The following is an 11,887-nucleotide window of genomic DNA, read 5'->3' on the forward strand; positions in this document are numbered from 1 at the left end:
CCATGAGGTTATGGCGGGGGATGGCAGGAGTGATCGCGCTCGGGTTCGTGGCGGCCGGGGTGACGCCTGCCTGGGCCTGTGCCTGCGGCGGTTACCTCCCGAGCCTGGAGTCGCGGGCCCGGGCCTCGGGCGAGAAGGCCTTGGTGCGGTACGACGAGAGCGGGTCCGAGGAGATCACGCTCTCGATGGCGATCAACGGCTCGTCGAAGAAGGCGGCCTGGATCATGCCGGTGCCGAACCCGGCCAAGCTCGAGCTGGGAGACGAGAACCTGTTCCCGCGGCTCGAGGAGGTGACGGAGCCGAAGGTCGTCGAGCGTACGACGTACTGGCCGTTCCGTGGCCTCAAGCTGTTCGAGAACGACGGTGGGTCGGCCGGTGCCGCGCCGGGTGGTGTGAACGTGCGCGAGCAGATGACGCTCGGCCCGTTCGAGATCGCCCGCCTCACGGGTGGTCCGACGGGTGTGACGAAGTGGCTCGCCGCGAACGGCTACGTCGTACCGGACAGCCTCGCGACGAACCTGACGCCGTACCTCACCGAGGGCTGGGAGATCGTGGCCGCGAAGCTGGCCCCGAAGACGACGGACGAGAGCCTGGCCGGGTCGACTCCGCCGCTGCGACTACGGTTCGCGTCGGACAAGATCGTCTACCCGATGCGCCTCAGCAAAGGCGCGACCACCCCACAGGCCGTGACCGTGTACGTCGCCGCCCCACACCGCGTCGATCCGACCGCCCTTCCGATCGCCAACCTCCAACCGACCCTCCTGTACGCCGGTCGTGCCGGCGACCCGGCGATGTCCGCGCCGGCCGATTTCCTGACCGCGTTCGAGGTCATCTACCGCCAGCCGAGCCAGATCACCTCCGACTTCGTCTTCGCCAAGTCCGCGACCGACGACGCCTACCAGCGGGTCGAGTACGTCACCCGCAACGAAGCCGGTTGGAGCACGATCGCCGTACTGATCGCGCTGGTCCTTCTGGTCGTCGGCGGTTTTGTCCTGTTCCGCAGGCGGTCTAGGCTCCAGGATCGTGTCGGCTGACAACGCTTTGCTCGCCGCAGGGGCCGGAGTGGTCCTCTGCGGGCCGGCGGCGTTCGTGCTCGCCCCGTGGCTGATGCGGCGGATCCCGGAGCCGCTCCTGGAAGAAGGCGACACCAAGATCCCGTACGCCGACCTGGCCGGACCGCGGGCGGCGTACTGGTGTGGTGGGCTCGCTGCGGTCGCCGGCGGCCTGCTCGGCTGGGAGCTCGGCACGGACGCTGCGTTAGTGGCGTGGTTGCTACTGGCGGTGGCCGGGGCGGTGCTCGGGTACATCGATGCGCGGACGCGGTTCCTGCCCTCGGCGATCATCTGGCCGACGTACGGCGTTGTCGCGCTGGCGCTCGTCGGCGCGGCGCTGGTGTCGGGGGAGTGGGGGTCGCTGCGGCGGGCGGCGATCGCGGGGTTCGTCGGGTTCGGGGTGTTCTACCTGCTGTGGTTCGTGTTTCCCCGCGGGGTCGGTTTCGGTGACGTCCGGCTGTCTGGGCTGCTGGGGCTCGCGCTCGGCTGGCTCGGCTGGGGTGAGTTCGCCAGTGGTCTGTACGGCGGATTCTTCCTCGGTGCCGTGGTCGGGATCGTGCTGATCGCGGCCAGGGTGATGACGCGCAAGCAGATGGTTCCGTTCGGGCCGTTCATGCTGATCGGCGCGCTCGCCGGGGTGTTCGTCGGCTCTGGGTTGGAGCGGCTCTACACCGGATAGGGGATGGCGCCGCTCGGCCAGATGGTTGATGTGGGCCAGGCGCTGACTTTTCTAGGGTCGAGGTATTCGATCTCTGGAGGTAAGTGATGCCAGTCAGTCGTCGCGGCCTGTTGGCCGGAACCGCCGTCGCCGGCGCCGCCCTCGCCGTACCGGGGACAGCGCGCGCCACAGCGACGGCCGCCACCGCTGGGTCTGTCGGTGACAAGATCCGGTCCGGTGATGTGCGCTACCAAGACCTTGTCCAGCGCGGGCAGAACTTGCGGTTCGTCGCGCGGCCCGAGTACGCCCGGGTGATCACGTCGACCGAGGACGCCGTCCAGGCAGTCCAGGAGGCGGTCCGGGCCGGTAAGCGGATCGCGGTCCGCGGCGGCGGGCACTGCTTCGAGGACTTCGTCGACAATTCCGAGGTCGAGGTGTTGCTCGACATGTCGACGTACAACGAAGTCACGTTCGACCAGCGCTACCGGGCGTTCTCGATCGGAGCGGGTGCGATCCTCGAGACCGTCTACAAAGAACTGTTCTACGGCTGGGGTGTGACGCTGCCGGCCGGCGGCTGCCTCGGTGTCGGCGTCGGCGGGCACTTCAGCGGCGGCGGGTACGGACCGCTGTCACGCAAGTACGGCTCCGTCGTCGACCACCTGTACGGCGTTGAGATCGTCACCGTGGACGCCCGGGGCCGGGCCCGGGCCGTGGTCGCGACCAGGGACAACGAGCACCGCGATCTGTGGTGGGCGCACACCGGTGGAGGCGGCGGCAACTTCGGCGTGGTCACCCGCTACCTGATGCGCTCGGCCGGAGCCACCGGCCGCGTCCCCGCGGAGTCGTTGCCCAAGGCACCTTCCGCGCTGCTGTCCAGCGTCATCATCTACGACTGGACGAAGACGACCCGGGCCTCGTTCGTCCGGACCCTGCAGAACTGGCTGGACTTCTTCGCCCACCACAACAGCGCGGACTCGCCGTACGCGAGTCTCTACGCGCCGCTCCTGGTCTCGCACTCCTCGGCCGGGAACTTCCTGCTCTCCACGCAGATCGACGCCGGGGCCCCGAACGCGGTCGAGCTGATGAAGGCGTTCAACGCGGCGATGGTCGAGGGGGTCGACCCGAAACCGCAGGTGATCGACGCGGGCGAGGGACCGTTCCTGCGGACGACGATCCAGCGCTCGATCGCAGAGTCGCCGGCCGGGAACCGTCAGAAGTACAAGGCGGCGTACCTGCGCAAGAGCTACAGTCCCGCGCAGCTCGACGCGATCTACGACGGCATGACCGACGCGTCGTACCAGGAGCCGGGCTCGGTCCTGATCCTGGTCCCGTACGGCGGCAAGGTGAACACGGTCGCGTCGACCGCGACAGCGTCGGCGCAGCGCGACGTGATGGCCAAGCTGGTCATGTGCGCGAGCTGGACGGCCGCGGCCGACGACGAGAAGAACCTCGCCTGGGTGCGCAAGGTCTACTCCGGCATCTACCGCGAGACCGGCGGGGCACCGGTGCCGAACGCGATCAACGCCGGGTCGTACATCAACTACCCCGACACCGATCTGGCGGATCCGGCGTACAACAAGTCCGGCGTGCCGTGGCACGACCTGTACTACCTGGGCAACTACCGGCGGCTCCAGCAGATCAAGTCCACCTGGGATCCGCGCAACGTGTTCCGGCACAAGATGTCGATCGAACCACCCGTGAAATGACGGTGAGAGCGCGGTGAGATGCCTCCCCCGGAGAGTGGAAGGACGTGAAGACCACCCTCGGGGGAGACAACCTGCCCCGGCTGGTCAGCGGTTCCGGCAGCCTGTCCGGCAGCATCAGCTGGCGCTGCATCGACCCGAAGTAGTTGCTACCAGCCCGGGTAACGCGCCTGCCACGCGGCCTGACCGTGTAGGCGTTGCGGCTGGGAGAACTCCAGCACGAAGTCGTCGGCCAACTGGAGGATCACCGGACGGCCCTCGACGGCGAAGACGAGCTCTGGGGGGAGCGCGGTCTCGCCGTGGAGGGCACTCAGGATGTTCCCGCAGATGGAGCCCGTGGAGTCGCTGTCCCCGCTGTGCGTCACCGCCAGCGCCAGCGCATCCAGGAACTGCTCCGGCTCCCGATAGGCGAGTGCGGCATAGACGCCGATCGCCAACGCCTCCTCAGCGATCCAGCCTCCACCCAGTTCCTCAACACGCACCGGGCCGTGCCCAGGAGCAGTTGCCGCCTGATGACGTGCCGCGGCGAGCGCCGTACTGGTCTCTTCGTGCCCCTCGTGTGCCGCGAGCACCGCGGCAGTCGTGTCGAGCGCCGCATCGAGCTCGGTTCCCCGGCACACCTCATGGATCAGCGCCGCGAGGGCTCCTGACGCCAGCTTTCCGGTCGGATGACCGTGGGTGTATCCCGCCGCTTCCGCCGCCGCGTCGAACACCCACTCGGTGCTGAACGATTGCGGCAGCAGCCCGAACGGCGCCACCCGCATGACCCCGCCACAGCCCTTGGAGTCGTTCACTGCCTGCTGACCGAACTGTGTGTTCCGAGAGCCAGTGAGAGCACTCAGACAGGTGTTGCCGGGGGCGCGGCGGGCGTACAGCCACTGCTCGCCCTGTAACCACCCGTCTCGCTCACCGCTGGGCCCCGGCAGCAGTTGGGTGTCGAGCCACCGGTCGTACGCGTGGTGCACGACAGCCACCGTGAACCCGAGCCCACGCTCCGTGCGCACGCCCGCGCGGATCAGCCCCTCCATGGTGAACAGCGTCATCTGGGTGTCGTCGGTGATCGTCCCCGGCGGCCAGCCGGCCTGCCCGCTCACAAACGAGCGCAGCCGCTCCGGATGCTCTGCCACGATCGCCCGGCCCTGCTCGAACTCGACCGGAGCCCCCAGCGCGTCCCCGATCGCCCCACCCAGCAAGGACCCGCGCACCCGGCTCTGCCACGCCTCACTCATGCCAAGACCCTATCCATGGTGGTGCCAGCGCTACCCCCAAGACGGGATTCAGCGCCAGGGTGCAACCATTCACCGACTTCTACGGTCGTAGTACAAGAACAACGACTCGCAAGGAGTGCACGATGACCACCAGATTCCGTCGGAACGCCGCCCGCGTGGCCGCGGCGGCCCTGGCTACCACCGCGCTCACCGGCGCCGCGCTTGCGGGCGCGTCCGCCGCCACCGCGTCCACGACCTGCGAGCAGTCTCCGATCGTGAAGACCTTCGACACCGTCCTCAAGTTCCGCAACGGCTTCAACCCGGACGCCACCACCACCTGCCGCTGAGCGGCCGCCGGGGTGAGACCGGCGTCCGGGGGGCTGGGCGGGCGTGGGAGGATGGCGGCATGCTGCGCTGGCTTACCGCCGGCGAGTCGCACGGACAAGCGCTCGTCGCCGTACTCGAAGGTCTTCCCGCTGGGGTCCAGGTCACCACGGACGATGTGGCCGATGCTCTGGCCCGTCGTCGGCTGGGTTATGGGCGTGGTGCCCGGATGAAGTTCGAACGGGACGAGGTCACGTTCCTCGGCGGATTCCGGCACGGGCTGTCCATGGGCAGCCCGGTCGCGATCCAGGTCGGGAACACCGAGTGGCCGAAGTGGCAGCAGGTGATGAGCGCCGATCCGGTGGATCCGGCAGCTCTCGCCGAGCTCGCGCGGAACGCGCCGCTGACCCGGCCGCGGCCCGGTCACGCCGACCTGGCGGGCATGCAGAAGTACGGATTCGACGAGGCCCGGCCGGTCCTCGAGCGCGCCAGTGCCCGCGAGACCGCGGCCCGGGTCGCGCTCGGCGAGGTCGCCGCGCGCTTCCTGCGCCAGGCCTACGGGGTGACGATCGTCAGCCACGTGGTCGAGCTCGGCACGGTCAAGGCGCCGTACGGCGTGCTTCCCTCGTACGCCGATGTCGCCAAGCTGGACGAGGACCCGGTGCGCTGCCTGGACGCGGACGCGAGCAAGCAGATGGTCGCCGAGATCGACGCCGCCCAGAAGGCCGGTGACACCCTCGGTGGAGTGGTCGAGGTCGTCGTGGACGGGCTCCCGCCGGGTCTTGGCAGCTACGTGCACTGGGACCGGCGGCTGGACTCGAAGCTGGCCGGTGCGCTGATGGGCATCCAGGCGATCAAGGGGGTCGAGCTCGGCGACGGGTTCGAGCTGGCCCGGACGCCGGGGTCGAAGGCGCACGACGAGATCGTCGCCGAGGAAGGCACTGTTCGCCGTACCAGCGGCCGCTCCGGCGGGACCGAGGGCGGGATGAGCACCGGTGAGACGCTGCGCGTGCGTGCGGCGATGAAGCCGATCGCGACCGTGCCGCGCGCACTGCGCACGATCGACACCAGCACGGGCGAGGCCGCGGCCGCGCATCACCAGCGTTCCGACGTCTGCGCCGTACCGGCCGCCGGCATCGTCGCCGAGGCGATGGTGGCGCTGGTACTGGCCGAGGTCGCGCTGGAGAAGTTCGGTGGGGACTCGGTCGTCGAGACCGCGCGCAACCACCAGTCGTACCTGGCGGCGCTGCCGACCACGATCACGCCGCGGGAGTGGACCGAGCAGTGAGCCCTGTCGTCGTTCTCGTCGGCCCGCCTGGTTCGGGCAAGTCGACCATCGCCGCCCTGCTCGCCGAGCGGCTGCAGGTCCCGCATCGCGATACGGATGCCGACGTCGAAACCGGTGCCGGCAAGCCGATCTCGGACATCTTCGTCGACGCCGGCGAGGAGGCCTTCCGCGCGTTGGAGCGGGCCGCGATCGTCGCCGCGCTGGCTGACTCCGGCGTCGTGCTTTCCCTTGGTGGCGGCGCGATTCTCGACCCGGCCACCCGGGCCGATCTGGCCGGGCACACCGTGGTCTATCTGGATGTCTCGCTCACCGAGGCTGCCAAGCGCGTCGGCATGAGCGTCGCCCGGCCGCTGCTGCTCGGCAACGTCCGCACCCAACTGCGCACGCTGATGGAAGCCCGTCGACCCCTGTACGCCGAAGTCGCGAAGCTGACCGTCGTGACCGACGACAAGACCCCGGCCGAGATCGCCGACGAGATCCAGGAGCACCTCGGGTGAGCGCCTCCGATGCGACCCGGATCCGGGTGGCCGCGGCGGCGCCGTACGACGTTGTCATCGGCAACAATCTGCTGGGTGAACTGCCCGGGCTGCTGGGCGAGGGTGTGCAGCGGGTCGCGATCATCCACCCGCGTGCGCTGCGGACCAGCGGTGACGCGATCCGCGACGACCTGACCGGTTCCGGTTTCACCGCGCACGCGATCGAGATCCCGGACGCCGAAGAGGCGAAGTCCGCCGAGGTACTGGCCTACTGCTGGTCGGTGCTCGGGCAGGCCGGGTTCACCCGGTCGGACGCGATCGTGTCGATCGGTGGCGGGACGACGACCGACCTGGCCGGATTCGTGGCCGCGACGTGGCTGCGCGGGGTCAAGGTCGTACACATCCCGACGACGCTGCTCGGCATGGTCGATGCCGCCGTCGGTGGCAAGACCGGCATCAACACCGCCGAGGGCAAGAACCTGGTCGGCGCCTTCTGGGAACCGGCCGGTGTGCTGTGCGACCTCGCCGCGCTGGAAACCCTTCCCCGCAACGACTATGTGAGCGGTCTCGCCGAGGTCGTGAAGTGCGGCTTCATCGCCGACCCCGTCATCCTCGACCTGGTCGAGAAGGACCCGGCCGGCGCCTCCACCCCGGCGTACGACGCCACCTCCGAACTGATCGCCCGCTCCATCCAGGTCAAGGCCGACTCCGTTGGCGCCGACCTCCGCGAGCGCACCACGACGGCCGGCGGAGCGATCGGCCGTGAAGCCCTCAACTACGGTCACACCCTCGGCCACGCCATCGAGCGCACCGAACGCTACAAGTGGCGCCACGGCGCCGCGATCAGCATCGGCATGGTCTTCGTCGCCGAACTGGCCCGGGCCGCCGGCCGGCTCGACGACGCGACGGCCGACCGCCACCGCGCCGTACTGGAGTCCCTCGGCCTCCCCGTCTCCTACCGAGCCGACGCCTGGCCGCACCTCCAGGACGCCATGAAGCTCGACAAGAAGACCCGCGCCGACCGCCTCCGCTTCGTCATCCTCGACGGCCTGGCCAAGCCCACCATCCTCGAAGCTCCCGACCCCAGCCTCCTGATCGCGGCGTACGGCGAGATCAGCTGAGCTCCTCGGGAAGTGGGCGCGCGTGGAGCACGTCCAGCCTTGAGACGGCTCGGGTGAGGATCACGTAGAGGCGGTTGAGGCCGCGGGGTTCGGCTTCGACGATCTCGGCGGGTTCGACGGCGATCACGTGGTCGTACTCGAGACCCTTCGCGAGACTTGCCGGTACGACGGCGACCCGGCCGTCGCCGTCGGGGGTCACAGCGTCGATCCCGGCTGCCTTCAAGACCTCGGTTACTCCCGCGGCCCGGTGGTCGGCGGCGATGATGCCGATCGAGCCTTCGTGGGGGAGCGCTCTCCGGACCGCCGCTACGACGTCGAGGGACGGCGTGATCGTGAGTTGGCCGTCGGTGCGGAAGGACGTGGTCTGAGGGACCTCGACCGGCAACGCCTTGAGCAACCGGTTGGCCAGTTCAACCACGGAAGCCGGTACTCGGTAGCCGGTCGTCAGCGCGACCACCTCGGCCTGGGGTTTGCCGAGATGAGCGAGCTGTTCGGACCAGGTCCGCGCTGCCCAGGACGTCGTCCCTTGGGCGAGATCCCCGAGCACGGTGAGCGAACCGTGCTCACTCCGCCGGGCGATCGCGCGGCACTCCATCGGCGACAGATCCTGCGCCTCGTCCACGATCACGTGCCCGTACGTCTCGCCGCGCTCCAGGAGAGCGCTCACCTCGTCCAGCAGTACGGCGTCCGCCACCGTCCAGCGCGCGGTCTTCGCCTTCCGTGGTCGCGGCCACGCGATCGCCTCCTGCTCCTCTGCGCTCAGGATCCCAGCGGCGGCCCGAGAGAGCAGAGAGCGCTCTCCGAGGATCTCGGCCAGGAACTCGTCGGCCTTCACCGCTGGCCAGACCGCATCGACCGCCGGCGTCACCGCCCGCGCCATCTTCCGCAGCCAGACCCCGTTGCAGTTCTGCCCGCGCGCCTCGGCCTGCCGCTGCAGCGATGCCACCACTCGCGCGATCACTCGCTCCCGCCCGATCAGGTACGTCGTCGCGTCGGCGCGCGCCTCCGCGACCATCTCCGCGAACTCGTGCTGATTGACTCGCCACTTGTACGACGAGTCCGGGACGACCACTGCCTCCGCCGGTACCGAGATCCGGTCGTAGAGCGCTCTCCGGAGGATCTCGGCCATCCGCACGTCGTGCTTGACCACCTCGGCGGCCGGCTCATCCACAGCTGCAGCAGCAATCCGCCCGGCAAGCAGCTCCGAGACCGTGGTCTGGTCGACGTCGACCTCACCCAACGTCGGCAGCACCGCCGAGATGTAATGCAGGAACGCGCGGTTCGGTCCCAGCACCAGCACCCCGTTCCGCTGCAACCGCCCTCGATGCGCATACAGCAGGTACGCCGCCCGATGCAGCCCGACCGCGGTCTTCCCTGTCCCCGGCGCACCCTGCACACACACCGAAACCTCCAACGAGGTCCGGACGACATCGTCCTGTTCCGGCTGGATCGTCGCGACGATGTCCCGCATCGGCCCGACCCGCGCGCGCTCGATCTCCCGCCGTACCAGCTCGCTCCCGAACCCGGACCCGGAAGGCCGCGTCGCGTCCAGCTGCTCGTCCTCGAAGCTGGTGAGCGTGTTCCCGGCCCAGCCGAACCGGCGGCGGGCGGCCAGGCCGCGGGGATCGGTGGGGGAGGCCTGGTAGAAGGTCGTCGAGACCGGCGCCCGCCAGTCGATCACCATCGGTGGCCGGCCGATCGCGTCCGAGATGTGCCGTCGGCCGAGGTAGTAGGTCTGGCCCCGATGCTCGTCGGCCGCCAAGGAAACGCCGTACCGGACAAGGCCGAAGTACGGCGGGTTGTCACCCTCCTCGGCCAGGTCCCGCGCCAGCGTCTTGAGGTAGTAGCCCAGCCGCTCGGCCGTGTACCGGTCGCCCCACGTGTCCTCGCCGACGACCACGTTCTCCCGCGCCCCGCTCACCATCCGCCGCAGCGCCTCCCGGCACTCCTCGGCGTACTCCTGCTCCTCCGCCAGACCCCGCATCGCACTCCTCTAAAAGATTAACCCGGTCAATCTTTTGCCTAGGTTAACATGACTTCGTGACCGGACTCCGAGAACGCAAGAAGCAGCAGACGTACGACGCCCTGTCCGAGGCGGCGATCGCGCTCTTCCTCGATCGCGGCTTCGACGAGGTCTCGGTCGCCGACATCGCGGCCGCCGTCGATGTCTCCAAACCGACGCTGTTCAAGTACTTCGCGACCAAGCAGGACCTCGTTATGCACCGCATTGCCGACCACCGCCATGAGGCGGCGCGGCTGGTCCAGGCGGCACCGGAGTCAGCGGTCGAGACCCTCGCCGAACACTTCCGCAGCGGCCTCGCCGACCGGCAGCCGACCACTGGACTGAACGACCACCCGCAGGTCCTCGCCTACTACCAGCTGGTCTTCAGTACGGCGGCGCTCGCGACCCGGCTGCGGGAGTTCATGGACGACGACGAGCACGCGCTGGCCGTCGTACTGGGTGGTGACCTCGACGCCGAACTGCTCGCTGCCCAGCTCCTCTCGACCCAGCGCATCCTGAGCTACCGCAACTGGAGCGCGATCTCCGGCGGTCAGTCGGCAACCAAGCGGTACCCAGCCGCGCTGAGAGAAGCAGAGAGCGCTTTCTCACGGATCCGGCCACTAGGCTGAGCGCCGTGAGCAAGAGAGTGCTGGTGCTGAACGGACCGAACCTCGGACGCCTGGGGTCGCGCGAGCCGGAGAAGTACGGGTCGGCGACGCTGGCCGACGTGGCCGCCGAGTGCGAGAAGCTCGGTGCCGAGCTCGGGTTCGAGGTCGAGCTGCGACAGACCGACGACGAGGCCGAGCTGGTCGGCTGGCTGCACGAGGCCGCCGACGGCCGGATCCCGGTCGTGCTGAACCCGGCCGCGTTCACGCACTACTCGTACTCCCTGCGCGACGCGATCGCCCAGCGGACCGCCCCGCTGATCGAGATCCACCTCACCAACCCCGCGACGCGCGAGGAGTTCCGGCACACCAGCGTCGTGGCCGGCGTCGCCACCGGCACGATCGCCGGGTTCGGCCTGGACTCCTACCGCCTCGCCCTGCGCGCGCTGACCAACCTCGGCGACTGATCCGGCACAACCAACCTGCCCTTTCGTGCATCGTGAAGGGTGAAGGGCAGTTTCGCGCGGCCTGATCGGGGGTGTTTCAGGGCGTGCGGGGCCAAGAGATCGGGGTGAGACGCCGGTGAAACGCCGGTGCTTCACGCTAGGCGTTGGGTCGTGATACCGGCCGTCACCGGCTCTTAAGGCTGGCTGAAGGTGCAAGGGCACGATCGGAATCGACGATTTTGGGGGTTCGTGTGACTACGGATTCGATCCGTTCCGTTCAACAACGCTCTGGGGGAGTGACAAGCATGACGACGCAGCAACGTATTCCTGTTTGGGTGAAGGCGCTGGACCCGCTCTCGCAGTTCGGGCTGGTGCACGCACTCAGGCAGCGTCCGGAGATCGCGCTGATCAGTGACGCCGAACTGACGGCACTGATGGCGCAGCAGGACCAGCGCACCGCCCCGCCAGTGGTCGCGTTGGTCGCAGTCGACGCTCTGGACGCCGGTGCGGTCCAGGTTCTCCGGGCCGCGACGCAGCGCGGCTGCCGCCGGACCGTGCTGATCGGCAGCACGATCGACGACGACGCACTGATGACCGCGGTCGAGCTGGGGGTGTCCGGGGTCCTGAGGCGGACCGAGGCGACGGCCGACCGCATCGTGCACCTGCTGCAGGCCGCCGCCGCCGGCGACGGAAGCCTGCCGCCGGACCTGCTGGGCCGGTTGCTCGGTCAGGTGTCGCGCATGCAGCGGCACGTGCTGGCACCGCGCGGGTTGTCCCACACCGGTCTGTCCGACCGCGAGACGCAGGTCCTGCGCCTCGTGGCCGACGGCAAGGACACCCAGGAGATCGCCCGGGAGCTCTCGTACTCGGAGCGGACGGTGAAGAACGTCCTGCACGACGTCACCAGCCGTCTGCAGCTGAAGAACCGCTCGCACGCCGTCGCTTACGCGCTGCGTGAGGGCCTGATCTGATTCATTCGCTACTATCCGCCGGCCCCCGCACAC

The 11,887-nt window shown here is 69.1% G+C and carries 12 protein-coding genes; 10 read left to right on the forward strand and 2 right to left on the reverse strand.

Annotation, left to right across the window (positions count from 1 at the left end; translation table 11 throughout):
- Nucleotides 1–2: 2 nt before the first annotated feature.
- The 3 genes from ACIA49_RS24930 to ACIA49_RS24940 all read left to right on the forward strand — a co-directional run bounded on the left by ACIA49_RS24930 (nucleotide 3) and on the right by ACIA49_RS24940 (nucleotide 3,416).
- A complete protein-coding gene (locus ACIA49_RS24930) occupies nucleotides 3–1,034 on the forward strand; it encodes a DUF2330 domain-containing protein (protein ID WP_396379723.1) in 1,032 nt (343 codons plus the stop codon).
- Nucleotides 1,024–1,731 carry a prepilin peptidase gene (locus ACIA49_RS24935; protein WP_396379724.1) on the forward strand — a complete coding sequence of 236 codons (708 nt, stop codon included), beginning with the start codon at nucleotides 1,024–1,026 and terminating at the stop codon, nucleotides 1,729–1,731. The genes ACIA49_RS24930 and ACIA49_RS24935 overlap by 11 nt, the downstream gene beginning before the upstream one ends.
- Nucleotides 1,732–1,817: 86 nt before the next feature.
- Nucleotides 1,818–3,416, forward strand: a complete 1,599-nt coding sequence (locus tag ACIA49_RS24940; RefSeq protein ID WP_396379725.1) for an FAD-binding protein — start codon at nucleotides 1,818–1,820, stop codon at nucleotides 3,414–3,416.
- A gap of 146 nt (nucleotides 3,417–3,562) precedes the next feature.
- On the opposite strand, the gene ACIA49_RS24945 is transcribed toward ACIA49_RS24940, so the two are convergent.
- Complete coding sequence (locus ACIA49_RS24945; RefSeq protein WP_396379726.1) at nucleotides 3,563–4,642, reverse strand: ADP-ribosylglycohydrolase family protein; 1,080 nt, start codon at nucleotides 4,640–4,642, stop codon at nucleotides 3,563–3,565.
- Between the two features lie 122 nt (nucleotides 4,643–4,764).
- On the opposite strand from ACIA49_RS24945, the gene ACIA49_RS24950 reads away from it, so the two are divergent.
- The 4 genes from ACIA49_RS24950 to aroB are packed head-to-tail and all read left to right on the forward strand — an operon-like array spanning nucleotide 4,765 to nucleotide 7,830.
- On the forward strand, nucleotides 4,765–4,968 hold the full coding sequence (locus ACIA49_RS24950) for a hypothetical protein (RefSeq protein ID WP_396379727.1): 204 nt from the start codon (nucleotides 4,765–4,767) through the stop codon (nucleotides 4,966–4,968).
- A 59-nt stretch (nucleotides 4,969–5,027) separates the two neighbouring features.
- Entirely contained in the window at nucleotides 5,028–6,233 is a 1,206-nt protein-coding gene (aroC, locus tag ACIA49_RS24955; protein ID WP_396379728.1) for a chorismate synthase, read from the forward strand.
- Nucleotides 6,230–6,730 carry a shikimate kinase gene (locus ACIA49_RS24960; protein WP_396379729.1) on the forward strand — a complete coding sequence of 167 codons (501 nt, stop codon included), beginning with the start codon at nucleotides 6,230–6,232 and terminating at the stop codon, nucleotides 6,728–6,730. Before aroC ends, ACIA49_RS24960 begins: the two co-directional genes overlap by 4 nt.
- The gene (gene aroB, locus ACIA49_RS24965) at nucleotides 6,727–7,830 is read left to right on the forward strand and encodes a 3-dehydroquinate synthase (protein WP_396379730.1); all 1,104 of its coding nucleotides are present in this window, start codon (nucleotides 6,727–6,729) and stop codon (nucleotides 7,828–7,830) included. The genes ACIA49_RS24960 and aroB overlap by 4 nt, the downstream gene beginning before the upstream one ends.
- Here the strand turns inward: aroB and ACIA49_RS24970 are convergent.
- A complete protein-coding gene (locus tag ACIA49_RS24970) occupies nucleotides 7,823–9,814 on the reverse strand; it encodes a HelD family protein (RefSeq protein WP_396379731.1) in 1,992 nt (663 codons plus the stop codon). The two genes, aroB and ACIA49_RS24970, sit on opposite strands and share 8 nt — an antisense overlap.
- 56 nt (nucleotides 9,815–9,870) lie before the next feature.
- On the opposite strand from ACIA49_RS24970, the gene ACIA49_RS24975 reads away from it, so the two are divergent.
- The 3 genes from ACIA49_RS24975 to ACIA49_RS24985 all read left to right on the forward strand — a co-directional run bounded on the left by ACIA49_RS24975 (nucleotide 9,871) and on the right by ACIA49_RS24985 (nucleotide 11,854).
- Complete coding sequence (locus ACIA49_RS24975) at nucleotides 9,871–10,461, forward strand: TetR/AcrR family transcriptional regulator (protein ID WP_396379732.1); 591 nt, start codon at nucleotides 9,871–9,873, stop codon at nucleotides 10,459–10,461.
- A gap of 5 nt (nucleotides 10,462–10,466) precedes the next feature.
- On the forward strand, nucleotides 10,467–10,904 hold the full coding sequence (aroQ, locus tag ACIA49_RS24980; RefSeq protein ID WP_396379733.1) for a type II 3-dehydroquinate dehydratase: 438 nt from the start codon (nucleotides 10,467–10,469) through the stop codon (nucleotides 10,902–10,904).
- 284 nt (nucleotides 10,905–11,188) lie between these two features.
- Nucleotides 11,189–11,854: a LuxR C-terminal-related transcriptional regulator gene (locus tag ACIA49_RS24985; RefSeq protein ID WP_396379734.1), complete on the forward strand. Its 666-nt coding sequence runs from the start codon at nucleotides 11,189–11,191 to the stop codon at nucleotides 11,852–11,854.
- Nucleotides 11,855–11,887: the final 33 nt, after the last annotated feature.

Origin of the sequence: Kribbella sp. NPDC051587 (assembly GCF_044453945.1) — a bacterium.
GTDB lineage: Bacteria > Actinomycetota > Actinomycetes > Propionibacteriales > Kribbellaceae > Kribbella.

Bases quoted from the DNA above. Each gene is read 5' to 3' on its own strand.
- ACIA49_RS24950 (WP_396379727.1), top strand. From the start codon at position 4,765: ATGACCACCAGATTCCGTCGGAACGCCGCCCGCGTGGCCGCGGCGGCC.
- ACIA49_RS24930 (WP_396379723.1), top strand. From the start codon at position 3: ATGAGGTTATGGCGGGGGATGGCAGGAGTGATCGCGCTCGGGTTCGTG.
- aroC (WP_396379728.1), top strand. From the start codon at position 5,028: ATGCTGCGCTGGCTTACCGCCGGCGAGTCGCACGGACAAGCGCTCGTC.
- ACIA49_RS24945 (WP_396379726.1), bottom strand. From the start codon at position 4,642: ATGAGTGAGGCGTGGCAGAGCCGGGTGCGCGGGTCCTTGCTGGGTGGG.
- ACIA49_RS24985 (WP_396379734.1), top strand. From the start codon at position 11,189: ATGACGACGCAGCAACGTATTCCTGTTTGGGTGAAGGCGCTGGACCCG.
- ACIA49_RS24940 (WP_396379725.1), top strand. From the start codon at position 1,818: ATGCCAGTCAGTCGTCGCGGCCTGTTGGCCGGAACCGCCGTCGCCGGC.
- ACIA49_RS24970 (WP_396379731.1), bottom strand. From the start codon at position 9,814: ATGCGGGGTCTGGCGGAGGAGCAGGAGTACGCCGAGGAGTGCCGGGAG.